This is a genomic window from Streptomyces sp. Ncost-T10-10d, from assembly GCF_900091955.1.
Lineage (GTDB): Bacteria > Actinomycetota > Actinomycetes > Streptomycetales > Streptomycetaceae > Streptomyces.
In genome coordinates, this window is sequence record NZ_FMDF01000073.1 from 200,236 (window position 1) to 225,944 (window position 25,709).

At 68.3% G+C, this 25,709-nt stretch carries 23 protein-coding genes and 1 tRNA gene; 8 read left to right on the plus strand and 16 right to left on the minus strand.

Annotated elements, in window-relative coordinates:
* The first annotated feature begins 57 nt into the window (after window positions 1-57).
* Window positions 58-1,764 carry a sensor histidine kinase gene (locus tag GA0115254_RS11170; protein ID WP_093895115.1) on the plus strand — a complete coding sequence of 569 codons (1,707 nt, stop codon included), beginning with the start codon at window positions 58-60 and terminating at the stop codon, window positions 1,762-1,764.
* A gap of 55 nt (window positions 1,765-1,819) precedes the next feature.
* Here GA0115254_RS11170 and GA0115254_RS11175 read toward each other — a convergent pair whose 3' ends face one another.
* The 6 genes from GA0115254_RS11175 to GA0115254_RS11200 form a co-directional block, all read right to left on the minus strand.
* Complete coding sequence (locus GA0115254_RS11175) at window positions 1,820-2,686, minus strand: Cof-type HAD-IIB family hydrolase (protein ID WP_093895116.1); 867 nt, start codon at window positions 2,684-2,686, stop codon at window positions 1,820-1,822.
* A gap of 169 nt (window positions 2,687-2,855) precedes the next feature.
* Window positions 2,856-3,755, minus strand: coding sequence for an LLM class flavin-dependent oxidoreductase (locus GA0115254_RS11180; protein ID WP_093895117.1), 900 nt, complete (start codon window positions 3,753-3,755; stop codon window positions 2,856-2,858).
* 92 nt (window positions 3,756-3,847) lie between these two features.
* Window positions 3,848-4,390 carry an RNA 2'-phosphotransferase gene (locus GA0115254_RS11185; protein ID WP_093895118.1) on the minus strand — a complete coding sequence of 181 codons (543 nt, stop codon included), beginning with the start codon at window positions 4,388-4,390 and terminating at the stop codon, window positions 3,848-3,850.
* Window positions 4,391-4,555: 165 nt separating this feature from the next.
* Window positions 4,556-5,533 carry a MerR family transcriptional regulator gene (locus GA0115254_RS11190; RefSeq protein ID WP_370740852.1) on the minus strand — a complete coding sequence of 326 codons (978 nt, stop codon included), beginning with the start codon at window positions 5,531-5,533 and terminating at the stop codon, window positions 4,556-4,558.
* Window positions 5,530-7,302 (minus strand): SDR family oxidoreductase, encoded by a 1,773-nt coding sequence (locus GA0115254_RS11195; protein WP_093895119.1) that lies wholly within the window; start codon window positions 7,300-7,302, stop codon window positions 5,530-5,532. The genes GA0115254_RS11190 and GA0115254_RS11195 overlap by 4 nt, the downstream gene beginning before the upstream one ends.
* Complete coding sequence (locus GA0115254_RS11200; RefSeq protein ID WP_093895120.1) at window positions 7,299-8,150, minus strand: M24 family metallopeptidase; 852 nt, start codon at window positions 8,148-8,150, stop codon at window positions 7,299-7,301. The genes GA0115254_RS11195 and GA0115254_RS11200 overlap by 4 nt, the downstream gene beginning before the upstream one ends.
* 290 nt (window positions 8,151-8,440) lie before the next feature.
* On the opposite strand from GA0115254_RS11200, the gene GA0115254_RS11205 reads away from it, so the two are divergent.
* From GA0115254_RS11205 to GA0115254_RS11230, 6 genes are all read left to right on the plus strand, one after another.
* On the plus strand, window positions 8,441-9,430 hold the full coding sequence (locus GA0115254_RS11205) for an ABC transporter ATP-binding protein (protein WP_093895171.1): 990 nt from the start codon (window positions 8,441-8,443) through the stop codon (window positions 9,428-9,430).
* Window positions 9,420-10,328: a hypothetical protein gene (locus GA0115254_RS11210; RefSeq protein WP_093895121.1), complete on the plus strand. Its 909-nt coding sequence runs from the start codon at window positions 9,420-9,422 to the stop codon at window positions 10,326-10,328. Before GA0115254_RS11205 ends, GA0115254_RS11210 begins: the two co-directional genes overlap by 11 nt.
* Window positions 10,325-11,236 carry an ABC transporter ATP-binding protein gene (locus tag GA0115254_RS11215; protein WP_093895122.1) on the plus strand — a complete coding sequence of 304 codons (912 nt, stop codon included), beginning with the start codon at window positions 10,325-10,327 and terminating at the stop codon, window positions 11,234-11,236. Before GA0115254_RS11210 ends, GA0115254_RS11215 begins: the two co-directional genes overlap by 4 nt.
* A gap of 30 nt (window positions 11,237-11,266) precedes the next feature.
* Window positions 11,267-11,986, plus strand: a complete 720-nt coding sequence (locus tag GA0115254_RS11220; protein ID WP_093895123.1) for an ABC transporter permease — start codon at window positions 11,267-11,269, stop codon at window positions 11,984-11,986.
* A 322-nt stretch (window positions 11,987-12,308) separates the two neighbouring features.
* Entirely contained in the window at window positions 12,309-13,004 is a 696-nt protein-coding gene (locus tag GA0115254_RS11225) for a hypothetical protein (RefSeq protein WP_093895172.1), read from the plus strand.
* Between the two features lie 295 nt (window positions 13,005-13,299).
* Window positions 13,300-13,387: transfer RNA gene (locus tag GA0115254_RS11230), tRNA-Ser, on the plus strand.
* A gap of 69 nt (window positions 13,388-13,456) precedes the next feature.
* Here the strand turns inward: GA0115254_RS11230 and GA0115254_RS11235 are convergent.
* From GA0115254_RS11235 to GA0115254_RS11275, 9 genes are all read right to left on the minus strand, one after another.
* The gene (locus GA0115254_RS11235) at window positions 13,457-14,266 is read right to left on the minus strand and encodes an HAD family hydrolase (protein ID WP_093895124.1); all 810 of its coding nucleotides are present in this window, start codon (window positions 14,264-14,266) and stop codon (window positions 13,457-13,459) included.
* Window positions 14,263-15,552 (minus strand): serine--tRNA ligase, encoded by a 1,290-nt coding sequence (serS, locus tag GA0115254_RS11240; RefSeq protein WP_093895125.1) that lies wholly within the window; start codon window positions 15,550-15,552, stop codon window positions 14,263-14,265. The genes GA0115254_RS11235 and serS overlap by 4 nt, the downstream gene beginning before the upstream one ends.
* A gap of 659 nt (window positions 15,553-16,211) precedes the next feature.
* The gene (pheA, locus tag GA0115254_RS11245; protein WP_093895126.1) at window positions 16,212-17,147 is read right to left on the minus strand and encodes a prephenate dehydratase; all 936 of its coding nucleotides are present in this window, start codon (window positions 17,145-17,147) and stop codon (window positions 16,212-16,214) included.
* Between the two features lie 27 nt (window positions 17,148-17,174).
* Entirely contained in the window at window positions 17,175-18,488 is a 1,314-nt protein-coding gene (gene efeB, locus GA0115254_RS11250; RefSeq protein ID WP_370740853.1) for an iron uptake transporter deferrochelatase/peroxidase subunit, read from the minus strand.
* An 8-nt stretch (window positions 18,489-18,496) separates the two neighbouring features.
* Window positions 18,497-20,455, minus strand: coding sequence for a copper resistance CopC/CopD family protein (locus GA0115254_RS11255; protein ID WP_093895128.1), 1,959 nt, complete (start codon window positions 20,453-20,455; stop codon window positions 18,497-18,499).
* 14 nt (window positions 20,456-20,469) lie between these two features.
* Window positions 20,470-20,919 (minus strand): copper chaperone PCu(A)C, encoded by a 450-nt coding sequence (locus GA0115254_RS11260; RefSeq protein WP_093895129.1) that lies wholly within the window; start codon window positions 20,917-20,919, stop codon window positions 20,470-20,472.
* The gene (locus GA0115254_RS11265; protein ID WP_093895130.1) at window positions 20,916-21,569 is read right to left on the minus strand and encodes an SCO family protein; all 654 of its coding nucleotides are present in this window, start codon (window positions 21,567-21,569) and stop codon (window positions 20,916-20,918) included. Before GA0115254_RS11265 ends, GA0115254_RS11260 begins: the two co-directional genes overlap by 4 nt.
* A gap of 46 nt (window positions 21,570-21,615) precedes the next feature.
* Complete coding sequence (locus GA0115254_RS11270) at window positions 21,616-22,344, minus strand: YcnI family copper-binding membrane protein (protein ID WP_093895131.1); 729 nt, start codon at window positions 22,342-22,344, stop codon at window positions 21,616-21,618.
* 167 nt (window positions 22,345-22,511) lie between these two features.
* Window positions 22,512-23,315 (minus strand): hypothetical protein, encoded by an 804-nt coding sequence (locus GA0115254_RS11275; protein ID WP_176740064.1) that lies wholly within the window; start codon window positions 23,313-23,315, stop codon window positions 22,512-22,514.
* Window positions 23,316-23,573: 258 nt separating this feature from the next.
* Here GA0115254_RS11275 and GA0115254_RS11280 point away from each other — a divergent pair, with 258 nt between their 5' ends.
* On the plus strand, window positions 23,574-24,101 hold the full coding sequence (locus GA0115254_RS11280; RefSeq protein ID WP_093895132.1) for an ATP-binding protein: 528 nt from the start codon (window positions 23,574-23,576) through the stop codon (window positions 24,099-24,101).
* Window positions 24,102-24,153: 52 nt separating this feature from the next.
* Here the strand turns inward: GA0115254_RS11280 and GA0115254_RS11285 are convergent, their stop codons facing one another.
* A complete protein-coding gene (locus tag GA0115254_RS11285) occupies window positions 24,154-25,617 on the minus strand; it encodes an aminopeptidase P family protein (RefSeq protein WP_093895133.1) in 1,464 nt (487 codons plus the stop codon).
* Window positions 25,618-25,709: the final 92 nt, after the last annotated feature.

Below are 25,709 nucleotides of genomic sequence, written 5' to 3' on the forward strand. Positions count from 1 at the left end.
CCGGGCGGCACGAATGGCCGACTTTCCTCACCAATAGGGACTAACTAGTCTCGGGGTATGTCAGAGCAGGACCCGAAGGACTCACTCGAAGCCGCGACAGAGGCGACACGCAGCCTGCAGGGCCTGTCCACCGAACTCACCGCCCGTGTGCCGCAACTGCTGGAAGCCATGCGTTCCGTCGGCACGGGCCTCGAACTGCACTCCACCCTCGACCGGATCTGTGAGACGGCGGCGGAACTCGCCCACTCCCGCTACGCCGCCATCGGCGTCGTCGACGAGGAGGGCGCGGGGCTCTCCGATTTCGTCACGTACGGAGTTTCGGACGAGGTGGCGCACAAGATCGGCCACCGCCCCAATGGGCACCGGGGGCTGCTCGGTGCACTGATCCACGACCCGGTGCCGGTGAGGCTCGCCGATCTGACGGCCGATCCGAGGTTCGCCGGATTCCCGCCCGGCCATCCCCCGATGCGGACCTTCCTCGGCGTCCCGATCCGGGTACAGGGAGAGATCTTCGGAAATCTCTATCTGGCCGAGAAGGACGACGGGGGCGAGTTCAACGACTACGACCTGCACATGGTGCGGGTGCTCGCCACGGAGGCCGGGATCGCCATCGGCAACGCCCGGCTGTACGAGGCGGCACGCCAGCGCGAGCGGTGGATCGACGGCTCGGTGGCCGTGACCACCGCCCTGCTGTCCGGCGGTGACGCCGATGACGCGCTCTCCGTCGTCGCCGAACAGGCCCGCCATCTTGCCGCGTCCGCCGCCGGGATCGTGTTGTTGCCGGCCGAGGAGGGCGGTCTGGAGATCGTCGCCGTCTCCGCGGACAACCCCTCTGCGCAGCTGGGGGTGATCATCGGGCCGGAGAGCCCGGTGGTCACGAAGCTGCTGGACGGCGAGGCGGTCTTCGTGGACGACTCGGCCACCGATCCCCGCATGGTCACCACGCTGGCCCACCGGTTCGGCCCCAGCATGCTGCTGCCCCTGCACAGCGGTGGACGGGTGCTGGGCGCGCTCGCCACCCCTCGCGCCCGCGGCGAGAGGCCGTTCACAGAGACGGAACGGACCCTCGCGACCCAGTTCGCCTCGCAGGCCGCACTCGCGCTGATGATGGCCGAGGCACAGCGGGACCGAGAGCGGCTCGCGGTGTACGAAGACCGCGACCGGATCGCCCGCGATCTGCACGACCTGGTCATCCAGCGGCTGTTCGCCACCGGGATGATGTTGGAGAGTGCCCAGCGCCGGTCGGTCGTGCCCGAGGTGCAGACGGGTGTCGGACGGGCGGTCGACGAACTGGACGTGACCATCCAGGAGATCCGTACCGCGATCTTCGCACTGCAGCAGGAGCCGGCCGAGGCGCCGTCCGGGCTGCGCACCCGCGTCCTGCGCGAGATCAACATGGCGGCGGTCCCGCTGGGCTTCAAGCCCTCGCACCGCTTCCTCGGCCCCGTCGACTCGCTGGTCGGCGAGCTGACCGGCAAGAACCTGATCGCTGCGCTGCGGGAAGCGCTGTCCAACGCTTTCCGGCATGCCGAGGCATCGCTGATCGACGTGGTCGTCGATGCGACCGCCACGCTGCCCGACGGGAGGGACGCGGTGCGGCTGACCGTCGCCGACGACGGGGTGGGCATCCCGGAGGGCGGTCGGCGCAGCGGGCTTCGGAATCTGGCGCGCCGCGCGGAATCCCTCGGCGGCGCGAGCTGGTTCGGGCCCGGCATCGGGGAGGGCGGCGGAGGCACGACGGTGGTGTGGGAGGCGCCGATCTGAGGGCGGTCGGGCGCTCAGGGGCCCGGCCGGCGGGGGACACTGCCGAGCGCGGGCCTCAGCGTGCCGCGTCGGGCGACCGGCGCTCGGCGAGGATCCGCTCGATGACTACCGCGACGCCGTCGTCGCCGTTGGTGGCGGTCCGGCCGGAGGCGGCGGCGATCGCGGCCGGGTGGGCGTTGCCCATCGCGTACGAAGTGCCCGCCCAGCGCAGCATCTCCACGTCGTTGGGCATGTCGCCGAAGGCGACGACCTCGGCGGGTGAGATGCCGCGCTCGGCGCAGCAGAGCTCCAGGGTGCTGGCTTTGGAGACTCCGGGGCCGCTGACTTCCAGCAGGGCCGTGGGGCTGGACCGGGTGAAGGAGGCCCGGTGGCCGGCTGCCGTACAGGCCAGAGCGAGGAAGTCGTCCGGGGCCAGTTCGGCGTGGTGGGCGAGGAGCTTCAGCACGGGGGCGCCGGTACCCGGCGTCTCCTCATGGAGCAGTTTCTCGGCGATCGCGACGGTGGCACCCGGGTCCAGGTGGAAGGGCGGGTAGGCCGGTTCGTAGTGGATGCCGGTGGTCAGTTCGACGGCGAAGGAGACGCCGGGGGCGGCGGCGCGCAGTGTGTGCACGACGTCGAGGGCGATGTCGCGCTCCAGCGGGCGGACCTTGACCAGCTTGCCGTTCGCATGCAGATCCGCGACCGCGGCGCCGTTCGCGCAGATCGCCAGGCCGTGTCCGTGGACGTGATCGCTGACGACATCCATCCAGCGGGCCGGGCGTCCGGTCACGAAGAAGACCTCGATACCGGCCTCCTCGGCGGCGGCGAGCGCGGCGACCGTACGGTCCGAGACCGTCTTGTCGTCGCGCAGCAGGGTGCCGTCCAGGTCGGTGGCGATCAGCCGGGGAGCGGCAGGAGAAGGCGATTCGGTAGCTGAAGTCACTCGCCCATTCTCGCGTACGAAGGCGCACGGGCGTGCAGAGGGGCGCACATATGAGGATGCGCGCCCCTGACCAGTGGAACATGCCTTTCGCATATGCCTGCAGTTCCCGAACGGTAGTGCCGGCCGATCGGCACGCGTGGCCGTCCGGTCGGTGGCCGAGCCGGGTCCGTCAGTGGCCGAGCTGGGCCAGGCCCTCGGTGGCGATGCGCTCGAAGACCTCCTCGTCCGCCGCGAAGTCGGAGTCCGGGATCGGCGAGTGAATGACGATCTCTGTGAAGCCCAGTGCGAAGTGGGTGCCCGCGAAATCCACGAAGGCGTCGAAGGACTGCAGCGGGCGGTCCGGCGTGAAACCGGTAAGAAGGATCTTGTCCAGCTCGCCGACATCCCGTCCGATGGACTCGCAGGCCGTGCTCAGCTTGGTGAGCTGTCCGCGGATGGCCTCAACGGACTGCTCCGGCGTCCCCGCTTCGTACAGCTTCGGGTCGCCCGTGGTGACCCAGGCCTGGCCGTACTGCGCGGCGAGCCTCATCCCGCGCGGCCCGGTGGCGGCCACTGCGAACGGCAGCCGGGGCCGCTGCACACAGCCGGGGATGTTCCGGGCCTCGTTCGCCGCGTAGAACCGGCCTTCGTGCGTCACCGAGGGCTCGCGCAGCAGCTGGTCGAGCAGCGGTACGAACTCATCGAAGTGGTCGGCCCGTTCGCGCGGCGTCCACGGCTCCTCGTCGCTCCGGCGCAGCGTCGTGGCATCGAAGCCGTTGCCGCCCGCGCCGATGCCGAGGGTGACGCGTCCGTCCGAGACGTCGTCCAGTGTGATGAGGTCCTTGGCGAGCGTGACGGGGTGCCGGAAGTTGGGGGAGGTGACAAGAGTGCCCAGGCGCAGCCGCTGGGTGGCCGCGGCCGCGGCGGTGAGGGTCGGTACCGCGCCGAACCACGGCCCGTCGCGGAAGGTCCGCCAGGCCAGATGGTCGTAGGTGTAGGCAGCGTGGAACCCCAGCTCCTCGGCGTGCTGCCAGACCTTTTGGCCCTCGCTCCAGCGGTGGATGGGCAGAATCACAGTGCTCAGACGCATGACTACGACCTTACGGGTCCGACAACCGGTGGGCGTCTTCGTGGAAGCGCCCCGACCCTGGGCGGGACCGGTCGTGGGATCAGCCGCCGGGATCAGTCGCGGAAACGCAGAAATGCGGGCGGTACGGAAGCGGTGAGCCAGACGCCGTTGGCGCTGACATAGAAGGTGTGGCCCGCGCGGTGCATCGCGGCCGCGTCCACCGACAGGACGACGGGGCGGCCGCGCCGGGCGCCGACCCTGGTCGCCGTCTCGCGGTCGGGCGAGAGATGGACGTGGGTGCGGGCCATGGGGCGCAGACCCTCGCTGCGGATCGCGTCCAGCACGCGGCCCACCGTGCCGTGGTAGAGGTACACGGGCGGCTCGGCCGGAGGGAGAGCGAGATCGACCGGGACGGTGTGGCCCTGGCTCGCACGAATGCGGCCGTCCTCGACGGCGAAGCGCTGCTTGTCGTTGACGGCGACGACATGGTCGAGTTCGGCCCGGGTGATGGGGAAGTTGTTGCGGGCCGTGGCGCGCAGCAGTTCGTCGATCGTCACCCAGCCATTGGCGTCGAGCGTGATTCCGATCCGCTCAGGCTGGTGTCGCAGGTGTTTCGAGAGGTACTTGGACACCTTGATGGTGTGTCTGTCGTCCATCCCGTCAGAGTGCCCACGTCGGTCGTTCACGTGCATCCGGATTTCACCCCGATTCACTACAGCAATTATATTCGCTGTAGCAATTTTCGTCCACAGGTTTGATCCACAACCAACTTGGTTTATCCACAGGCTAATTGGCGAGTCTGTGGACAACGCCCTGAAGGATCAACCGGTTTGGGTAATTTGCTGTATTTCATTGTTAGATGAGACAAGTGCATCCAATGTCCTTGACTGCAACTCGCGTTCGGCCGCTGCCGCGACAAAGGCGGAGGCGTTCTCCGGGCCAACCAGTCGTTCCACGGAGCGGATCGTCTCCGATGGCAGATCCACCTGGCGCGTCATGGGGATCGAGGACTCCGAGGTGAGTGGGGTGTCGGAGCCGAGATGATGCTGAAGATGTCTGGTGGCGAACGTTCGCATGGCACGCGCCAGTTCGGCGTCCACCGTCTGCTGAGCCAGTGGACGCAGCCTGCGCACCATGGCTGCCGCTGCTGCCGCGTCCGCGTCCGTCGGCGGGCGATGACCGAGATAGCGCGCGAAGACGTGTTCCGTGGTGAACTCAAGGAAACGCGAGGCGATCTGCTCGACCTGGCCGCGAAGTTCCCTGAGATGGCCCGAGATTGCACTGAGCGGTACACCGGCTGCATGCAACTCGACTGCCACTGAAAGCTCTTGAGGACTCGGAATCAGAAACTCATCGTCCCGTCCTGGGATGGGTTCGAGTACGCCGAGCTCCACCGCCTCGGCGACCGCATCGTCGTCCGGGCTGCCACCGAACCTGGTGTTCAGCTCGGCCCGGGTGATCCGGCCGGCCTGCTCGTCCGTCCAGGGACCGTGCACCTCGGCAACGAGCCCGAGCACCCCGCCCAGGCCACGGCCCGTGTCCCATGCCTCCAGGAGTTCCTTGATGCTGGCCAAGGTGTACCCGCGATCCAGCAGATCGGCGATCTGCCGGAGCCGGGCGAGGTGGGTGTCCCGATACACATTGGCCCGGCCGCGCCGTTCCGGCGTCGGCAGCAGGCCGCGGTCCTGGTAGGCGCGGATCGTACGGACCGTGGCGCCGCTCGCATGCGCCAGGTCCTCGATCCGGTACTCGGTGGCGGACCGTCCGGCCACCGCCGACGACTGCGCGGGGCTACTCACAGCGGCGGCTTCAGCCGGGCGATCCTGCGCAGTGCACCGGGGCTGAACCGGGACAGGAACCAGGCGCCGCGGGCCTCCGGTGTCACCGGCACGACGGCCTGGTTGCGCACCACTGCCTTGAGGATCGCGTCGGCGACCCTCTCCGGTGGATAGTTGCGCAGCCCGTACAGTCGGCTGGTCCGCTTCTGCAGACGCCTCTCCTCCGCGGCGTCGGCGCCCGCAAAGTGCGTCGTAGTGGTGATGTTCGTGTTGACGATGCCGGGACAGATCGCGCTGACCCCGATCGACCGATCGGCGAGCTCGGCCCGCAGACACTCGCTGAGCATCAGCACGGCCGCCTTGGAAGTGCTGTACGCGGGCAGCGCCCGGGAAGGCTGATAGGCGGCAGCAGAAGCCGTGTTGACGATATGGCCGCCCTGGCCACGTTCTGCCATCTGCTTGCCGAAGATCCGGCAGCCATGGATGACACCCCACAGATTGACATCGAGGACATTCTTCCAGTCCTCGCTCGTGGTCTCCAGGAAGGAGCCGGACAGGCCGATCCCTGCGTTGTTGACCAGGACGTCGACGATGCCGTACTCGGTGGCGACCTTCTCGGCGAGCTTCTCCATCGCCTGTTCGTCACTGACGTCGACCGCTTCGCCCCAGGCTGCCGGGGAGCCGATCAGCCGGGCCATCTCCGCCGTCCTGGCCGCTCCCTCCGCGTCCCGGTCCACGGCCACCACGCGTGCGCCCGCCTCGGCGAAGGCGAAAGCGGTGGCCCGCCCGATGCCGCCCGCCGCGCCCGTCACAAGGACCAGCTGTCCGCCGAACCGGTCCGCGTACGCCCCGGTCGGCGTGGTGTCCTGCACCGGCCGGCCGTCCTCCCGCGCCGCCTCGTTGGCTGCCACGAACTCACTGATCCAGGAGGCGATCCGGTCCGGCCTGGTGCGCGGAACCCAGTGCTTGCCAGGCAGGGATCGGCGTACCAACTGGGGTGCCCACAGCTCCAGTTGGTCGTACAGCTTCTCCGACAAGAAGATGTCGCCGGTCGGCGTGATCAGCTGGACCGGTACATGCGCATAGGCGTCGGTACGGGGCCTGCGCAGCCGGGCCCGGACGTTGTCGCGGTAGAGCCAGGCGCCGTGCGCAGCGTCGTCCGGCAGGGAGGGCGTCGGATAGTCACCCGCGGGCACCTTCTCCATGCGCTGGAGAATCCGCGGCCACTGCTTGCCGAGCGGGCCGCGCCAGGCGAGCTCGGGCAGGACCGGCGTATGCAGCATGTAGACGTACCAGGACTTGGCGCCCTGGCCGAGCAGCTGGCCGACCCGGCGCGGGGTGGGCCGGGTCATCCGCTGCTTGAGCCAGTGCCCGAAATGGTCCAGGGAAGGTCCGGACATCGAGGTGAACGAGGCGATCCGGCCCTCGGTCCGCTCGACCGTGACGAACTCCCACGATTGGACAGACCCCCAGTCGTGACCGACCAGATGCACCGGCCGGTCCGGGCTCACGGCGTCGGCGACGGCCAGGAAGTCATCGGTGAGCTTTTCCAGGGTGAAGCCGCCGCGCAGGGGTGCCGGCGCTGTGGAACGGCCGTGCCCGCGCACGTCGTACAGCACGACGTGCCACTGGTCGGCCAGCTGTCCGGCGACATCCGTCCAGACTTCCTTGCTGTCCGGGTAGCCATGCACGAGGACGATCGTGGGCCGTCCCTCGTCGCCCAACTCGGCGACACACAGCTCGATTCCGCCCGTACGCACCCGGCGCTCGCGCGCTCCCGGCAGGCTCATGCCGCCACCCTCTCCTCGGCCCAGCGCCGCACATGCGGCAGATCGTCGTCCAGCCAGAAGGCGCTCTGTTCGGGGTCCTTGGAGTCGGTGACCACCAGGATCTCTTCGAACTTGGCGCCCGTACCCCGGAATCCGAGGTGGGGTTCGACCGCCCACAGCCCGGGCTGCGGCGGATGGTCGGAGAAGCGGTACGGACTCCACAGCGGCGACCAGCCGTCCCGGTGTCCGTGCAGTGCGTCGCTCAGCAGGCCCTTGAGCGACTGGGTGCCGAAGCCGAACACATGGGGGGACCAGCGGTGCCCGGCGACGCGGTCGATCTTGTGGGCGATGACACCGAAGGGGTAGGCGCGATGTCTGTTGACGTACCCCTGCTTGATCATCAGGCGTTCGACGTCCTCGTATATCTCGCGCAGCGAACGCCGCTCCCGCACCTCGCGCAGAATCAGCTCACGGTGGACTTCCAGATCGGCCAGGAGCTTGTCGTGCAGGGGAGTGAGCCCGAGACAGCCGGAGTAGCCGATGTCCGCTGTGAAGCCCTTGTACACCGGCGCCATGTCGAGGATGAACGGCATCCCCGGCTCCAGCTTCCGGTTGGTCGGGAAGAACTGCAGGGGCACCTTGAAGCCGGCGAACGCCGTGCGGTCCCCGAACCAGGCGAAGGGGAGGTGGAACCAGTCCCTCACCCCGCGCTCGCGCAGCCAGTCGCGCTGCATGCGGGCGGCCTCGCGCTCGGTCACCCCCGGCGTGAGCCGTGCGGCGACCGCCTCGGCGCAGTCGTACGCGAGACGTTGTACTTCTCTGAACCCCCGCAGCTCCGGGGCCGGTTCGTCCTTCACTGCCGAGGTCATGCCACCGTCCGTTCCCTGCCGTGTGCGGTACGTGCCCGTAACGTGACACTGATGAATGTGACAATGTCCGGCGACTGCGTCAAGAGGTGTGCGGAGACCTGTGGACAACCCGGGTCGGCCCTTCCCCCGACTTCCGGGCTCCTCCCCCGTGGTGGTCACCTACGGGTCCGTACGCCTGGAGTCTGATGCGGATCCAGCCGCCAGGGCTGACGACCGGTGTGGTCCGCGCCACTATCTTCGAAGGCGTGACTGTGATCGCGACCGAAAGCCTGAGCAAGCGGTTCCCCCGGGTGACCGCGCTTGACCGGCTCTCCCTGGACATCGGACCCGGTGTGACCGGCCTGGTGGGTTCCAACGGAGCCGGCAAGTCCACATTGATCAAGATCCTGCTGGGTCTGTCCCCTGCCACCGAAGGCCGGGCCGCGGTGCTCGGACTCGACGTCGCCACCAGTGGCGCCGCCATCCGGGAGCGGGTCGGCTACATGCCCGAGCACGACTGTCTGCCGCCGGACGTCTCGGCCACCGAGTTCGTCGTCCACATGGCGCGGATGTCCGGACTGCCGCCGACGGCAGCCCGCGAGCGCACCGCCGACACACTGCGTCACGTCGGTCTGTACGAGGAGCGATACCGCCCCATCGGCGGCTACTCGACCGGTATGAAGCAGCGCGTGAAACTGGCCCAGGCACTGGTCCACGACCCGCAGCTGGTCCTGCTCGACGAGCCGACGAACGGCCTCGACCCGGTCGGCCGCGACGAGATGCTCGGGCTGATCCGTCGCGTACACACGGACTTCGGCATCTCGGTCCTGGTCACCTCGCACCTCCTGGGTGAGCTGGAACGCACCTGCGACCATGTCGTCGTCATCGACGGCGGCACACTTCTGCGCTCCAGCTCCACCAGCGACTTCACGCAGACCACCACGACCCTCGCGGTCGAGGTCACCGACAGCGACACCCACCCGGACGGCACCGACGCGCTGCGTCAGGTCCTCACCCGGGCCGGCGTCAACCTCGTGGGCCATGACGGTCTCGACGGGCAGGGGCTGCCCGGCGCGGGGCACATCCTGCTGGTCGAGGCGACCGGCGAGGAGACGTACGACATCGTGCGCGACAGCGTCGCCGGGCTCGGGCTCGGTCTCGTGCGGATGGAGCAGCGGCGCCACCACATCGCCGAGGTCTTCCGTACCGAAGAGGCACCGCACGCCGCAGCCGTCACGCAGACCGTGTCCGCGGTTGTCGGGGCCGTACAGCAGAAGGGGAGCGGTCGTGATGAGCACTGAGACCGGAGCCGTGAGCGGGAGCGAGACCTCCCGGATCCACAACATCGGGTACCGCTCCTACGACGGCAAGCGGCTGGGACGCAGCTATGCGCGGCGCTCGCTCTACTCGCAGTCCCTGCGGGGCTCCTTCGGACTGGGGCGTTCCGCGAAGTCCAAGGTGTTGCCGATGCTGCTGTTCGGTGTGATGTGCATGGTCGCGGCGGTCATCGTCGCGGTCGCCATCGCCACCCCGGGAGCCACGGCTCTGCCGATCAAGTACACGGCGTTTGCGATCTTTCTGCAGGCCGTCATCGGACTCTTCCTCGCCGCGCAGGCACCGCAGTCGGTCTCCCGTGACCTGCGCTTCAAGAGCGTGCCGCTGTACTTCTCGCGGCCGATCGAGCGGGTCGACTATGTCGTCGCGAAGCTGGCGGCCATGGCGTCCGCGCTCTTCATCCTCACCGGGGCGCCGCTCGTCATCCTCTATGTGGGCGCACTGCTGGGGAAGTTCGACTTCGCCGAGCAGACCAAGGGGTTCGGACAGGGGCTGGTTTCGGTGGCGTTGCTGTCCGTGCTCTTCGCCGGACTGGGCCTGGTGATGGCCGCTCTGACACCGCGCCGCGGTTTCGGTGTCGCCGCGGTGATCGCCGTACTGACCATCTCCTACGGCGCGGTCTCCACGGTCCAGGCCATTGCCTGGCAGACGGGTTCGGCGGGGGCCATCGAGTGGCTGGGGCTCTTCTCCCCCATCACGCTGATCGGTGGTGTACAGACCGCGTTCCTCGGGGCGAATTCGGCCTTCCCCGGAGGGGAAGGCCCGGGGGCTGGCTCCGGTGTGGTCTATCTGATCGTTGTTCTCGCGCTCGTCGCCGGCTCGTACGCCGTACTGATGCGCCGCTACCGGAGGGTCGGGCTGTGACCACCATCGAGATCGACCACACCTCGCGCTGGTTCGGCAATGTGGTCGCCGTCAACGACGTGAGCATGACGGTCGGCCCGGGTGTCACCGGGCTGCTCGGCCCCAACGGCGCGGGAAAGTCCACGCTGATCAACATGATGGCCGGTTTCCTCGCCCCGTCGACCGGCACGGTCACGCTCGACGGCCGGCCGATCTGGCGCAATGAAGCGGTGTACAAGGAGATCGGGATCGTGCCGGAACGGGAAGGGATGTACGACTTCCTGACCGGCCGCGAATTCGTCGTCGCCAATGCGGAACTGCAGGGACTCGGCGATGCGGCGGCGCAGAAGGCGCTGGCCACGGTCGAGATGGAGTACGCGCAGGACCGCAAGATCTCGACGTACAGCAAGGGCATGCGCCAGCGCGTGAAGATGGCGTCCGCCCTGGTCCACGAACCGTCGGTGCTGCTGCTCGACGAGCCGTTCAACGGGATGGACCCGCGTCAGCGGATGCAGCTGATGGCGCTGTTGCGGCGGATGGGGGCGGAGGGCCGTAGCGTGCTCTTCTCCTCCCACATCCTCGAAGAGGTCGAACAACTCGCCTCGCACATCGAGGTGATCGTGGCGGGACGCCACGCGGCATCCGGTGACTTCCGGAAGATCCGCCGGCTGATGACGGACCGCCCGCACCGCTATCTCGTACGTTCCAGCGATGACCGAGCCCTCGCTGCCGCGCTCATCGCCGACCCGTCGACGGCCGGTATCGAGGTGGACCTGGGCGAACAGGCCCTGCGTATCCAGGCGGTCGACTTCGGACGCTTCACCGAGTTGCTGCCGAAGGTCGCACGTGACCACGGAATTCGCCTTCTGACCGTTTCGCCGTCCGATGAGTCCCTCGAATCGGTCTTTTCCTATCTCGTAGCGGCCTGAGTAGTGGCCTGAAAGGAGCTGTGAAGCGTCATGTACGACCCCACAGTCGCCCGGCTCACCTACCGGGCCCTGCTCGGCCGGCGCCGGGCCGCCATCCTCTTCGTCCTGCCGGCGCTGCTGGTGGTCATCGCCGTGGCGGTACGGGCGTTCGCCGGAGTCGATGACCAGGTCGCCTCGGACGTGCTGGGCGGCTTCGCCATCGCCACGATGGTGCCGCTGATCGGCGTGATCGCCGGAACCGGAGCCATCGGTCCCGAGATCGACGACGGATCGATCGTCTATCTGCTGGCCAAGCCGGTGAAGCGGCCGACGATCATCTTCACCAAGCTGATTGTGGCCATCGCCGTCACGATGGTCTTCTCCGCACTGCCCACGCTGATCGCGGGGCTGATCCTCAACGGAAACGGCCAGCAGATCGCGGTGGCTTACACCATTGCCGCGCTGGTCGCCTCGATCGCGTACAGCTCGGTGTTCCTGCTGCTGGGCACCGTCAGCCGGCACGCGGTCGTCTTCGGCCTCGTCTACGCGCTGGTGTGGGAGGCCCTCTTCGGCACCCTGGTGCCGGGGGCGCGCACGCTCAGCGTTCAGCAGTGGTCCCTCGCGGTTGCCGAGAAGGTCGGCGGGGCCGGCGCGATCACCTCCGATGTCGGGCTGCCGGTCGCGACGGTCCTGCTGGTGGCGGTCACGGTGGCGGCGACCTGGTACGCGGGTCAGAAGCTGCGCACACTGAAGCTGGCCGGCGAGGAGTGATCGGGGGGCTTCCCCCGGATACCTCTGCCGTGCTCCGTTTACGATCATTTCGATCTTCGTCAACCCTCGCCCCTGGGCGGGGGTTGACACATTTCGGACAGTAGTACGCGTAACTGTACGGTTATCGGTTCGTTGTGCAGGGTGCGTGGAGGCAACTGGAATCTGTGACGACGTAGCTTTCGTGAAATCAGGGATTGTCGATGCCGGTGAGGGAGCACCCGCCGGGTCGGTCATTGAGTGAGTGGCAACCGTGAGCGTCCTCCGCCCCTCAAGCCCGGGACAGGGCTGTCCATCGTCGGTTTCACGATCGGAAGGCATGTCCATGCCCACGGAAGTTGCCCTGCTCGAATCGCGTGCGCTGCGCGTCGAACAGATGGGGCGCGTCGACGTCCTCGACAAGGTCAAGAGCCTTGTCGTCCTCCCGGACGGAATTCACCTTCGCACAGAGGATGTGGCTCGTTACTTCGAAGTATCCACAACCGCGGTCAGGAGGCTCACGGACCGCCATCAGAACGAGCTCCAGGGCAACGGGATGCGAGTGCTGCGCGGCGCTGAGCTGCGCTCCTTCCATAGCGACATGCTGTCGCTATGGGCAGGTGAGGGGCCGGAAAGTTATCCACAGGCGGCGACTCGGCTCAGGCTCTACACCCGCAGGACCGTGCTCAACGTCGCGATGCTTCTTCGCGACAGCGACATCGCCCGATGCGTCCGTACGTATCTGCTCGACGCCGAGCAGGACCTGCGCGCGGGCTATGCCTCGCTCGAACACCGCGTCACCCGGATCGAGAGCTGCCTCGCAGGAGTGGGCAGCGCGCTTCAGGAGCTCGGGCCCGTCCTCAACCGGATGTCGCACCGGCTCGACAGCCTCGACCGGAGGATGGACATCACGCATCAGGTCGTCGGCGCCATGAGCGTGCGGCTGGGCCACCTCTCCGAGGACATCGTCCGTATCGACGGAAGGATGGACGATCTCGCCCGCCACCTGAAGGATCTGAGCCGCCGCAACAAGCAGCGCTGATCCGAAGGCCGTTCACGGCCTTTCGGTATTGCCCGGAAAATGGGTGGCGCCGAAAGGCCGCCCCGGTCACAGTAGTTGGTGCAGCACACGCCGAAACCCGCGCAGCACGCCCCGAAAACAACAGCCGCATGCCACAGGCCGGGAGAGGAGCGAGACGATGACCGAGAGTCCGAGTCCGTCGAGTTCCCAGCAGGGCGGGCCCGAGCCGGCGCCGGAGTAGTCACCGACGATTCCGCCGTGCCGATCGGAGCAGGACGCCCGGGGCGGTTTCTGCGCATCGTGCGGCCGCCCACCCGGAGGATTGGCCGAGTGGTAAGGCAGCGGCTTGCTAAGCCGTCGTCGGGGTCGTGAACCCCGCGCGCGTTCGATCCGCGCATCCTCCGCAGCAACAGTGTCAAGTACCGGGACGAGTGGAGCAGCCGATCCAACCGCCCGCGCCCGTACCTCTGTCTTTACCCGTACGACTGGAGCAGCCGCTCCAGAACCACAGCGATGCCGTCATCCTCGTTGGACGCGGTGATCTCCTGTGCCACGGCCTTCAGGTCCTCATGCGCATTGGCCATTGCCACACCCCGCTGTGCCCAGGCGAACATCGGGATGTCGTTCGGCATGTCACCGAAGGCCAGAGTGTCAGCGGCCTTCAGACCCAGTCGGCGCGCGGCCAGCGAGAGTCCGGTGGCCTTGCTCAGCCCCAGCGGCAGGATCTCCACCACACCAGGACCGGCCATGACCACGTCGACCAGGTTGCCGACGGCCGATCGTGCGGCCTTCGCCAGTGCGTCGTCGTCGAGATCGGGATGCTGGATGTAGACCTTGTTCAGAGGGGCCGACCACAACTCTGCCGGGTCCTCCGCGAAGACAGCCGGAAGCGGCCCTTCCTGTACGCGGTAGCCGGGGCCGACGAGCACTTCGCCGTCGAGCCCGTCGCGGCTCGCCGCCAACGCCAACGGGCCGACCTCGGCCTCGACCTTGGACAGCGCGAGACCGGCGAGTTGCCGGTCCAGCGTCAGTGAGGTCAGCAGCTTGCGTTCACCCGCGTGGTAGACCTGCGCGCCCTGGCCGCAGACCGCGAGCCCCTCGTAACCCAGGTCGTCCAGGATGTGCCGGGTCCATGGGACAGCGCGACCGGTGACGATGATGTGCGCGGCACCGGCCGCGGTGACCGCGGCCAGTGCCTCACGGGTGCGCTCGGAGACCGTGTCGTCGTCACGCAGCAGAGTGCCGTCGAGATCGGTCGCGACGAGCTTGTACGGAAAGGTCACTTGGCGACCGGCTCCAGAACCTCGCGCCCGCCCAGGTACGGCCGGAGCACCTCGGGCACCCGTACGGAACCGTCAGCCAGTTGGTGGTTCTCCAGGATTGCCACGATCGTGCGCGGTACGGCGCACAGCGTGCCGTTCAGCGTCGCCAGCGGCTGGAGAACCTTCTTGCCGTCGCGGGTGTCGCGCATCCGGACGGAAAGACGGCGCGCCTGGAAACCGTCGCAGTTCGAAGCGGACGTCAGCTCGCGGTACTTGCCCTGCGTCGGGATCCACGCCTCGCAGTCGAACTTGCGGGAGGCCGAGGCACCCAGATCGCCGGTGGCGACATCGATCACCTGGAACGGCAGTTCAAGAGCGGTGAGCCACTGCTTCTCCCAGTCCAGGAGCCTGCGGTGTTCGGCCTCGGCGTCCGTGGGGTCGACGTACGAGAACATCTCGACCTTGTCGAACTGGTGGACACGGAAGATGCCCCGGGTGTCCTTGCCGTACGTACCGGCCTCGCGGCGGAAGCACGGTGAGAAGCCCGCGTACCGAAGCGGCAGCTTGTCGGCCTCGATGATCTCGTCCATGTGGTACGCGGCGAGCGGGACCTCGGAGGTGCCGACCAGGTAGAAGTCGTCCTTCTCCAGGTGGTACACGTTCTCCGCGGCCTGGCCGAGGAAGCCGGTGCCCTCCATGGCGCGCGGGCGGACCAGCGCAGGCGTCAGCATCGGGACGAAGCCGGCTTCGGTGGCCTGCGCGATCGCCGCGTTGACGAGGGCGAGCTCCAGCAGCGCGCCGACACCCGTCAGGTAGTAGAAGCGTGAACCGGACACCTTGGCGCCACGCTCCATGTCGATGGCGCCGAGCTTCTCACCGAGCTCCAGGTGGTCCTTGGGCTCGAAGCCCTCGGCCCCGAAGTCGCGGATCGTGCCGTGTGTCTCCAGGACGACGAAGTCCTCCTCGCCACCGACCGGCACGTCCTCGTGGACGATGTTGCCGAGCTGGAGCATCAGGCTCCTGGCCTCGGCGTCGGCCTCGTCCTGTGCCGCGTCGGCCGCCTTGACGTCGGCCTTCAGCTGCTCGGCCTTCCTGAGGAGCTCGGCACGCTCCTCGGGCGAAGCCTTGGGGATGAGTTTGCCGAGCGATTTCTGCTCGGAGCGGAGTTCGTCGAAGCGGACGCCGGACGACCTGCGCCGCTCGTCGGCGGAGAGAAGGGCGTCGACGAGCGCGACGTCCTCTCCACGGGCGCGCTGGGAGGCGCGAACACGGTCGGGGTCCTCACGGAGCAGGCGAAGGTCAATCACCCCTCCAGGCTACCGGTGTGCGCTTCTCCAGCTCGAACCGATATTGCCAAGCGTGTCATTTTGCCCGAATTGCCTGAATTGATAATGCTGGAGGATATTTACGTGGCTGAAGTTGATCTCGAGCGTCAATGAAGAGAGTTTATTCCCCTGAATGGGGCAGAAGGTATCGACCGTCTTGACGCATCCGCCTTGCCTGGCAGGGGAGTTGGGTGTCGCTTGTCCACAGGTGTGGTTGCCCCTCAAGGTTATCCACAGGCTGTGAGGAAGATCTGTGGACACCGGAAGAGATCATTCCGAAAGTCGTGTGGGGGCTCATGGATTCCCCGTTCAAACCCGCTTCAGACGCTCGTTCGGGTGGGAATTCGCCGCCCAAAAGAGTTGATCAATGGAATTCAGGTGACACGGGGCAACCGCGGCGACTCGTTGGCCTGTGGATGCTTCTGGGTCGACTGGAGTGATATGTCGACCATGTCGCATTGGAGTGTCGACTTGTCCCCAGGTCGAGAACCACCCCTGTGGATAACTCTGTGGATGATGAAAAGCGGTAGATAGCACGGGGCGCTTCAGGCGCACCGACGCCTGGACGCACCGACGCCCGACGTCCGGACGCACCGTTCCCGGGGACTGCCGGTCCCGGGAACGACAGCCCCGGACCGCCGTCAGCCCCGGCCGTCCAGATTGCGGGCCAGCCAGTCGGAGGCCTCCGTGAACTCCGCGTCCGACGTCCCCGCCCGCGGTGGCCGTACATCCTGCAACGCCACCCCGGCCCGCGGGTACGAGCCGAGGAACCGTACCTTCGGGCAGATCCGCTTCAGCCCCATCAACGCCTCGCCGACCCGGCGGTCCGCGATGTGCCCCTCGGCGTCCACGGCGAAGCAGTAGTTCCCGATGCCGGCCCCGGTCGGCCGCGACTGGATCAGCATCAGGTTCACCCCGCGCACCGCGAACTCCTGGAGCAGTTCGAGCAGCGCACCAGGGTGGTCCTCGCCCAGCCAGATGACCACCGACGTCTTGTCCGCACCCGTCGGCGCCGCCGGCCGGGCCGGGCGGCCCACCAGGACGAAGCGGGTCTGCGCGTTCACCGCGTCATGAATATCGGTCACCAGCGGTTCGAGACCGTAGGTCGCCGCCGCGAACTCACCGGCGAAGGCGGCGTCGTACCGTCCCTCCTGCACCAGCCGGGCACCGTCGGCGTTGGAGGCCGCCGACTCCCATACGGCGTCCGGGAGATGGGCGGCCATCCAGTTGCGCACCTGCGGCTGCGCGGCCGGGTGCGCGGTGACCGATTTGATGTCGGACAGCTTGGTGCCCGGCCGCACCAGCAGCGCGAAGGTGATGGAGAGCAGCACCTCGCGGTAGATCATCAGCGGTTCGCCGGTGGTCAGCTCGTCGAGCGTCGCGGTGATGCCGCCCTCGACGGAGTTCTCGATCGGTACGAGCGCTGCCGCGGCGGCCCCACTGCGTACCGCGTCCAGAGCCACCGGTACGGAGACCATCGGGACGAGTTCGCGGGTGGCGGCTTCCGGGAGCGTACGGAGGGCGACCTCGGTGAAGGTGCCTTCAGGGCCGAGATATGCGTAGCGCGTGGCGGACATACCGTCACCATAATGCGCCCCGGTCTCTCAGGACTCCAGTAGCCGCTGACCCACGTACTCGCCGTCCGCCGCACCGCCCGGCACCGCGAACAGGCCGCTGGCCTCGTGCCGGATGAACGGCGACAGGGCATCGCCGCGGTCCAGCTTGCGCTGCACCGGAACGAACCCCCGCAGCGGATCCGCCTGCCAGCAGATGAACAACAGCCCGGTGTCCGGAGTGCCGTCCGCCGAGATGCCGTCGTGGTACGAGAAGGGGCGCCGCAGCATGGCCGCGCCGCCGTTCTTCTCGGGGGAGGAGATCCGGGCGTGGGCGTTGTCCGGGATCAGGAGCTTGCCGTCCGGGCCCGCCTTGTCGAGGTCCATCGCGGTGGTCTCGGCACCACCGCTCAGCGGAGCACCGTCCTTCTTGCGGCGCCCTATGACCTGCTCCTGCCGTCCGACCGGAAGCTTCTCCCAGTCGTCGAGCAGCATCCTGATCCGCCGGACGACCGCGTACGAGCCGCCTGCCAGCCAGTCGTACTTCGTATCGGTCCCGGCCGGAACGAAGATGCGCCGGTCGAAGTCGCTCTCGGCGGGTTTCGGGTTGCCGGTGCCGTCTATCTGGCCCATCAGATTGCGGGCGGTCATCGGCTGCGCGGTGGCGCCGGGGGAACGGTTGAAGCCGTTCATCTGCCAGCGGACCCTGGCAGCCGGGGCGGCCTCCTTCTGAACGGCACGCAGGGCGTGGAAGGCGACGAGTGCGTCGTCGGCGCCGATCTGTACCCAGAGGTCACCGTTGGAGCGCTTGGCGTCGATGTGGTCGGAGGAGAACGGCGGCAGCGGGTCGAGTCCCGGTGGCCTCCGACCGACCAGGCCGGTGCGCTCGAAGAAGGTGCGGCCGAAGCCGAAGGTGACGGTCAGCGAGGACGGTCCGGCATCCAGCGCGATCCCGGTGTCATGGGTGGCGCCGCCCGCCGCACCGCTGTCGGCGGCATCGCCGGCCATCAGGCGCCGGGCCACGGCCGACCATCGGCGCATCAGGGCAGCCGCTTCCTTCCGTCCCGCACCGGGCGCCAGATCGAAGGCGATGAGATGGCCGCGGGCCTGAAGCGGAGTGGTGATCCCCGGTTGATGTTTCCCGTGAAACATCACCTGGGTGGAGCCGACCGCGGTCAGAGCGGTCGGCTCGTCGGTCCGGGTCGCCGCATAGCCGGTCGCGCCGCCCGCCGCACCCAGTACCAGCCCGGTCGCACCGGCCGCGCCCGCGCTGCCGAGCAGCCGCCTCCGGGAGATGGCGCCGTTGCCACGGGCTGTGTCGTCCCCGCTGCCTGTGGAGGTCTTCCTGTTGCTGTTTCCGCTCACGATCCTGCTCAGCCGATCTTCACGTTCTTGTCGATGGTCGTCTGATCGATGTCCGACGTACGCACGGTCACCGCGACCTTCCAGTTGCCCGCCATCGGGATCTGGACGTCGCTCGCCGTCCAGTGGCCCTCGGTGAGCCGGACAGGGACGACGGGGAGCGGGCCGATGTCCTTGGACCCCAGAGTGAAGGCGAGCTTCAGCTCGGGGACGTCCATGGCCCTGCCGTCGATGCTGTCGATCCAGATGTGGAGTTCATTGGCACCGGTACGGGCGGGGTCGATATCCATCCGCACCGTTCCCTTGCCGTTCTTGCCGCCTGTGTCGAAGGGCAGCGTCAGATTGACCGGGCCTTCGGCCGCGGGGGCGGTTGCCGCCGTCGAGGTGCGGGCCGCCTCTTCCTCGGTACGTCCCGGCTCGGTCGAGGTCAGTACGGTCGCCACGGCCAGCAACGCCACGGCGACCCCTGCCTCCGCCAGCACCGAACGGCGGAGCCCGGACCGGTCGGGGTCGGCATCGCGGATCCGCTTCTTCTCGGCGGTGACCACGGCGGCCCTCTGCCGGGCGAGCTGGGCCGCCCGCGCGGGGTCCTCGGCCATGGCGTCCGATGTACCCGGGGCTTGGGACTCCTCGACTTCGGCTTCGTCCCTGGCGTCGGCCCGGGGCTCCGCTCCCTCACCGCCGGCTCCGCTCGTGACCAGCCGTGTGGTCCAGCGGCGCGAGATCGAGGCGATCCCGACCAGGAGAGCAACGAGTCCCACCTTCACGAGCAGCAGTTGCCCGTACCCGGTGCCGGTGAGCGCGGGCCAGGTGCCCACCTGGCGCCAGGACTGGTAGATCCCGGTTGCGGTGAGCACGAGCACGCTGCCGAACGCGATGCGGGAGAAGCGCCGTACGGCTTCGGCTTCGATGTCCGGTGTCCGGTACAGCGCGACCAGCAGGGCCGCCAGCCCGCCCAGCCAGGCCGCGACGGCCAGCAGATGCAGCACGTCGACCGGCATGGCGATGCCCGGCTGGATCCCGGTCGAGGCGTGTTCGGCGAGTGCCCAGGTCCCGGCGATTCCGGCGGCGATCACCGTGCCGCCGATGGCCAGACCGAAGGTGAGGTCCTTCTTCTCGCGTTCGTCCTCGCGCTTCGCGTACGCCCCGAACAGCACGGCGACGAAGAGTGCGGAGGCGCCGAGCAGCAGCAGCCGGGATACGAGTGCAGCCCCGGGCTTGGTGTCGAGCACGGCCTTCAGACCATCGAGGTCGAAGGCGTCCGCGAGCTTCCCGGAGCCGGTGTACGGGTTGCGCAGGAGCAGCATGGCCAGGGTGGCCGCGGTGAGGGTCATCCAACCGCGCACGACCAGGCGTTGCAGGGGGCGTGCACCCGCGCCGCGCTGCCAGCAGGCCAGTACGAAGGCAGCGCCGCCGGCCAGCAGGATGAAACCGGCGTACGCGGCGTAGCGCGCGATGCCGTAGAGGGTGCCGACGAGGCCGCCCCCGGCCTCGTCCGTCGGGAGGGCGACAGTGGTCTTGGACGGGGCTCCGACGGAGAAGGTGAAGGCGCCCGAGACGGGGTGGCTGTCCGCGGAGACGGCCTGCCAGGCGACGGTGTACGTACCGTCGGGCAGCCCGGTGTGCAGTGAGACGCCGTACTTCACGGTGGAGCCGCTCTGCAGATCACGTGGTGCGGCGCCGGTGTCGGCGCGCTTGCCGCCCGGGTCCAGGACCCTGATGGAGTCGTCGCCCATGGCGACCTGCTCGGAGAAGGTGAGAGTTACTTCCTTGGGAGCGGTGTCGACCACCGCCCCGTCCTGCGGATCGCTCCCGGTGAGCGCGGCATGCGCGGACGCGGGGCCCGCGCCGCCCAGCAGCAGGCCGAACACCATGCCGACAAGGGCGGCGAGGAGTGCGGCCGCGGCGAGTGGGCGGCGTGGCGCGTGAGTGGACGGGGACGGTCCGAAGTGCGGGGCGGTGGCTGTCATGGTGTGTCAGTCCCTCACTGCTTCTTCGGGTTGTGGGTGGTCTCCTTCACGGGAAGGTCGACCTTTATCGGGTCGGCCTTCTCGAAGTGCAGTTCCACGGATACCTTCTCGCCCTGCTTGGGCTGCTGCTTGAGCTTCATGAACATGATGTGGCTCCCGCCACGTTCCAGATCCAGCTCGCCGCCCGCGGGCACCTCGAAGGACGTCACCATGCGCATCGTCTGGTTCTTCGTCTCGTGGATCGTGACGTCGTCCGAGAGCGGGCTGGTGACCGAGGTGAGCCGGTCGGACGTGCCGCCGCTGTTCTTGACGACGAGGAAACCGGCCGCCATGTCGCTGACGGGCTGCGGCATGAACGCGCCGGTCACCTTCAGGTCGGGCTTGCTGTCCGAGGACGAGCACCCTGCCAGCGTCAGCCCGGTGGTGAGGGCGATGATGCCGGCGAGGGTGGTGCGGCGGTTCACGGAGTCTCCCCCTTGGCGATCTTGGGGAGGTCCTTGGTGTAGTCGTCGGGTGAGGTGTCCTCGCTGTATACGAGGTACCCCTTGTCGGTCTTCGGGGAGAACGCGATGACCTGGGAGCCGTGCATCGAGACGATCGTGCCGTCCTTCTCCTTCTTCGGGGCGTCGATGCCGATGCCGATCTGGCGCGCGCCCGCCTGGATGGTCGGGAAGTCGCCGGTGAGGCCGATGAAGGAGGTGTCCTGGGCCTTGAGCCAGCTGCCCAGTGAGGCCGGGGTGTCCCGCTCGGGGTCGGTGGTCACGAAGACGACCTGGAGCTTGTCCTGGTCGGCCTTGGGGAGGGACTTCTTGGCGATGGCGATGTTGCTCATGATGAGCGGGCAGACGTCGGGGCAGTTGGTGTAGCCGAAGTAGATCAGCGTCGGCTTGCCCTTGGTCTGCTCACGGAGGTCGTACTTCTTGCCGTGGGTGTCGGTGAGGACGAGGTCGGGCTTGGTGAACGGCTGGTCGAGTACCGTCGCGGCCTTGGTCTTGGCCTGGACGGACACATCTGCGATGGGCTTCTTTGCGCCGTCGTCGCTGCTGCCGCAGGCGGACAGGGTGAGCGCGGCCGCGGCGACGAACGCCGCGGCCAGCACCGTTTTCTTACGCATGGAGCACTGATTCCTGGTGGGTCGGTGGGACTGATGGGGCTGTGGGTCAGGCGGTGCGGCGGCGGCCGGCGAGGAAGCCGAACGCCACCCCCGCGGCGCCGATGACGATGCCGACGATGCCGAGGACGCGGGCCGTGGTGTCGCTGGTGGACTCGTCCGACGCGGCCGTCGTCTGCTTGTCCGCTGCCTTCGCGGTGGCGCCGGCGGCTGCGCCGTGCTCGTCGGCGGTCGCCGCGGTCAGCTTGAGGACCGGTGCCGGGCTCTCGGGCTCGTCGGCGCCGTCCTTCTGCTCCTCGATCCAGCGGACGACTTCCTTGTTGTCGTACGTCTGGATGGCCTTGAACACCAGCTGGTCGGCGTCTTCGGGAAGCTGGCCGATGGAGAGCGGGAACTGCTGGAAGTCGCCCGGGCGGATGCCGCGCTCGTCCTTGTCGCCCTTGGCCGTCCAGGTGACCTTGGAGACGGCCTCGTTGATCTTCTGTCCGTGCATCTCGAGCGGCTTGGCCAACTTGCTCTTGGTGACCTCGATGTCCCAGCCGGGCACGGCCTGCGGCATGACGGAGGCCAGCGGGTGGTCGGTCGGGAAGTTGACCTCGACCTTGGTCGTCGAGGCGTTGTCGCGCTCGTTGGGGACCTTGAAGTTGACGGTGGCGTAACCGCCCTTGGCGGCCTCGCCCTGGGGCTGCACGCTGACGTGGGCGGAGGCCGTACCGGCGAGGATCAGCACGGTGGACGCGGCGATGCCGCCGGCGAGGGCGATGCGGGAAACATTCATGACGGGAGTCTCTCCACGGAAGCACGAAGGAAAGGTGGTCCGGCGCGCGGGTGCGCGACGGCATCGCGACACCTCTACCTCACATGCGGCGTGCGTACACGGACTCGCACGGCACCGGGTGGGTGCGTGAGTCGAGTCGTGCGTGCATCGGTGTGGAGGGTGTCGCGTCAGGCTGCGAGTGCGTATACGGGTGGCGGCCCGCGCCTGATCACCATGTGCTGCAACGGGTCCCCGGTGGCCGGGGCCGGGGCGTCGACTGCGGTACGGGGGGTGCGCGGCCCGGTTGCCGGGCCTCCGGGAAGTCCGGCGCGCAGGGCGTTCACGAGCGCGAGCGCGGCGCGCAGCGCCCGCAACCGGGCTCCGGCCGCGACCTGCTGGGCGCCGTGCGCGGAGAGCCGGGCCAGCCGGAACAGGGCGATCTCGCCGCGTCGAAGCAGGCAGCCGGTGGCAACGGCGGCCAGCAGGTGGCCGAGCAGCATGGGCAGGCTGGGCAGCAGGCCGACGAGGGCGGCCGGGTCCGAGCCGGTTGCGGAGGCCATGCTCTGGTGTCCGCCGACCGCCACCGACGCCGGGTCGATGCCCGCGGTGGTGACGATGCGGCGCGCTTCGGCGGCGTTCAACTGCGCGGGTCCCATGCCGCACACGAGGCTTGCCGCGAACCGGATCAGTGAATCGTCGCTCGCCACGGTGTTCGTCGAGGTGGTGTGCGTACCCACGCCGAAGAGGGTGTGCAGGGCGATCTGCCCACCGGCCAGCGCGGCGGCGATGGACGGCAGTGAGCGCTCGCGTCCGGCGAGCGGTGCCGTCACCGCGAAGATCCCCAGGAATCCGGCGAGCAGGGTCCACCAGGGGACGGCCGCGCAGGAAGCCAGGGAGTGGCCCGCCGCGGACAGCGCGACACAGACCGCGGTGAACACCGCGGCCCTCAGGAGCCGCAGACCGGCTCCGGCGCGTGCGACAGGCATAGACATGGCGGGGTCATCATCGCACCGTGCCCCGGGCCTCCGTACGGCAGGTCCGGTAGGTACCTTCCGTCCGATTGGACGTGGGTCGGGTCCGCTGTGACCGGTTTGGACACTGGTCGGGGTCATCGGCCGGGTCTGGCATACACGGGTGTACGGAGTGCTGGTATCCGCCGAATGAGCGGTCTCACATCCGGTCTGTGCTTACGAACGGTCCTGCGCGGCAATACGTATCGGTATGTCGAGCCGCAGCCAGGAGGCTGGAGCATGAGCATCTGGTGGTCCCTCCATTTGCGGCGCGAGGCTGCGAGCGTTCCGCTCGCCCGTCGATTCCTGCTGGGCGCGATGGAGACCGCGGGCGTGGATCCGGATATCTCCTTCGACCTTTCGGTCGCGCTCAGCGAGGCCTGTGCCAATGCCGTAGAGCACGGTGGTGACCACAGGGGCCTGGGAGAGCAGGGCGTCGGCCGGGATCCGTGGGGCGTATGGGACGAGGCCACGGGGACGGCCTGCGGGCAGTACCGGGTCACCGCTTATCTGGACGGCGAGAAGTGCCGTATCGAAGTCGCCGATTCGGGGCCCGGTTTTCCCGCGCGGCGCACGCTGCGTACTTCCGCGCAGCAGCACGATGCCCAGCTGTACCCGTCGCTCAGTGCGGAGAACGGCCGGGGTCTCTGTCTGATCGAGCAGCTTGCCGATCACGTCCACTTCGGCAACCGTCCCGGCCGTGGCGCCGTGGTGAGTTTCGACAAGGTCCTGAAATGGCGGAAGGGCGCCCTGCTCATGGTGTCCTGAGCGGGGCGCCCTTCGACGCGTGGAGGATGCCGGACCTGCCGGACGTTCCGGATCAGCCCTTGAGCTGAGCCATCCACGCCTCGACCTCGTCGGCCCGGCGCGGCAGCTTGTCGGAGAGGTTCCGGTTGCCGTCCTCGGTGACGAGGATGTCGTCCTCGATCCGGACGCCGATGCCCCGGTACTCCTCGGGGACGGTCAGGTCGTCGGTCTGGAAGTACAGACCGGGCTCGACCGTGAGGCATACGCCGGGCTCAAGCGTTCCGTTCACGTACGTCTCGGTGCGCGCGGCGGCGCAGTCGTGGACGTCCATGCCGAGCATGTGGCCGGTGCCGTGCAGCGTCCAGCGGCGCTGGAGGCCCAGCTCCAGGACCTTGTCCACGGACAGGTCGCCCAGCAGGCCCCACTCGACGAGCTTCTCGGCGAGCACGCGCTGCGCGGCGTCGTGGAAGTCGCGGTAGTCGGCACCGGGCTTGACGGCCGCGATGCCCGCTTCCTGGGCCTCGTACACGGCGTCATAGATCTTCCGCTGCAGCGGCGTGAACGTGCCGTTGATCGGAAGGGTGCGCGTCACGTCGGCGGTGTAGAGGTCATTGGTCTCCACACCGGCGTCGAGCAGCAGCAGCTCGCCGGAGCGCACCGCGCCGTCGTTGCGCACCCAGTGCAGGGTGGTGGCGTGCGGGCCGGCCGCGCAGATGGAGCCGTAGCCGATGTCGTTGCCCTCGATGCGGGCGCGCAGGAAGAAGGTGCCCTCGATGTAGCGCTCGCTCGTCGCCTCGGCCTTGTCGAGAACCTTGACGACGTCCTCGAAGCCGCGTGCGGTGGCGTCGCAGGCCTTCTGCAGTTCCGCGATCTCGAAGGCGTCCTTGACCAGCCGGGCCTCGGACAGGTAAACGCGCAGTTCCTCGTCGCGCTCCGCGGTGACCTTGTCGGTCAGCGCGGCCTCGATGCCGGCGTCGTGGCCGCGGACGTTACGGACCGGGCCGGTGGCCTCGACCAGCGTGGCCGGGAGCTCGCGCACGTCCTTCGCCGGGATGCCCAGCAGCTGCTCGGCCTCGGCGAGGGAGTGGCGGCGGCCGACCCACAGTTCGCCCTGGCCGTCGAGCCAGAACTCGCCGTTCTCGCGGTTGGAGCGCGGCAGCAGGTGGATGGTCGCCTCGTGCCCGTCCTGGGTCGGCTCCAGTACGAGAACACCGTCCTGGGTCCGGTCGCCGGTGAGGTACGCGTACTCGGTGGAGGCGCGGAAGGCGTACTCGGTGTCATTGGAGCGGGTCTTCAGCTTGCCCGCGGGGATGACCAGACGCTCACCGGGGAAGCGCGCGGAGAGCGCGGCGCGGCGGGCGGCGGTGTGCTCGGCCTGGGCGATGGGTTCGAGGCCGTGGAGCTCGGTATCGGCCCATCCGGACTTCATGTTCGCGGCGAGTTCATCGGAGACGCCCGGGTACAGGCCGTTCTTCCGCTGCTTGACCGTCTCTTCTTCTTCGGTCTCCGGGTTCTCCGGGGTGAGCTCCTCAGCCACGATTTGTCTCTCCTTGATACGACACTGGACCCCGACCATCGTACGGGCGTGCGGAAGGGGGCACAGGGCCGGAAGACCTGTTACACAGCTTG